This is a genomic window from Emergencia timonensis, from assembly GCF_900086585.1.
GTDB classification, from domain to species: Bacteria; Bacillota; Clostridia; order Peptostreptococcales; family Anaerovoracaceae; genus Senimuribacter; species Senimuribacter timonensis.
In genome coordinates this window covers 1-1,579 of record NZ_FLKM01000003.1, presented here as the reverse complement: position 1 = coordinate 1,579, position 1,579 = coordinate 1, and the positions used below count along the sequence as shown (strand labels likewise).

The 1,579-nt window shown below is 55.1% G+C and carries 1 protein-coding gene; it reads right to left on the bottom strand.

Annotation, left to right across the window (positions count from 1 at the left end):
• Positions 1-233: 233 nt before the first annotated feature.
• A partial coding sequence (locus tag BN6539_RS00015) for a relaxase/mobilization nuclease domain-containing protein (protein ID WP_067532082.1) occupies positions 234-1,579 on the bottom strand: 1,346 nt, incomplete at its 5' end.

The window sequence follows — 1,579 nt, the reverse complement described above, 5'->3', positions numbered from 1 at the left end:
GAAAGCATCGAAAGAAACGGAGGAAACGTAAAAGAAAGCGTAACCTCCGTTTTTTTGCGCCATGTTGCGGGTTGCGCGTTTTGGCAAGCAATTCGGGTGTGGCCACACTCCGAAATTTTTGCAGGGCGCAGGGCCCGCAAAAATGCTTGTTGGGGAGCTCCCCAAACCCGCTGTACTTCGGGACAAATTGTCCCAAAGTCCCGGTGCGCTGCACCGTAGTCTGCGGCCCGTCACTATCGTTCCTGGGCCTTATTTTCACGCTCGTCTGTTATGCCGAGCAGATGATCAATGTTCGCTTTTATTGCTACGGCCTCCCGCATTTGCCGCTGGGCCTCCCGGTATTCTGCATAAAGCTCTTTCTTTTGTCCCGCCAGCTTACGGCGGGATTTTTTTAGTGCTTCAATCTTGGGGAGCTTTGCGCCGTTCAGTATAGTGTTCATGGTATCCTTTGCCGCCCGGTAAGTGGCAAGCTCCGCTTCATGCTGGGCCAGATACTTTTTACTGTACCGCGCAGCCTTGTACCCATCGAACACCGGGCGGGTCTTGGCATAGTCCACCGTGGCAGCCATCAGCTCCGAGGTTTTGGAAAGAGCCTCCTCCGTTGTGCGGAGTTCGTCAGACAGCTTGTGAAAGTGATCCACCGCAGCCTCGGTACGGGCCGTCAGCGCCGCATAGTCGGTCAGATGATGCTCCTGCAAATACTGGAGCGCGGCAGCCATCTGTTTTAGGTTGTAGACCTTTGCCCATCGTTCATAGGCCGGGCCCTTGCCCTGGGCCATACGCTCTTGAATGTCGATGATGAGATTAACTCGCCGTGGCGGAACCGTGGGCTCCTCGGGTAGCTCGGGGAGCGGACGTTCCCCGGCAATTACCGCCTTGATGTCCTCCGGGTCAAATACAGCTCCCAGTGTAGAAGCCCGGAGCCGGGTCGGTTTTTCCTGTCCGGGCGCGAGGAATGAGATGACACCGCCGCGCCCCTGTTTTACAGCAAAGCCGGACTCCTCCATGAGACGAAGAAAGTCGGCAAAGTCCGTGGGCTTTTTCTCCAAAGCGGCGAGAATAGCCAACCGTACCCGCTGCTTGGCAGAGGGCGGCTTTTCTCCGATCCACTGGCCATAGTGGAGAAAACGACCCTTGCTGTGCTGGCGCGGATTTTGAATGACAGACAATTCATGTTCGATGCACACGCGGTCAGAGAGCCGCCGCAGGGCAAAGGACGAACCAATAAAATTATGAAATTTCCGGGAGCGGTCAAAGGCCGTTGCATTGAAATAAATATGATTGTGGATATGGGCCTTATCGGTATGCGTACAGACAAAGAATTGATGCTTTCCCTTTGTCCAGCGCATCGCCGTTTCATAACCGATACGGTTTGCTTCTTCCGCCGTAACCTCCCCGGGCAGAAACGCCTGCCGGATCTGAAAGAACAGTGCCCCGCGAGATACGGCCCGTCCTGTCTCTGCAAGGTATTGACTTTTTACCAGAAGAAACTCGGCGGGAGCCGTGTTCGGATCGCAGAGATAGGAAGATACGGCTCCCAGCTTTTCCGGGTTCAGGCCATAGGTGAAACGATCCTCCA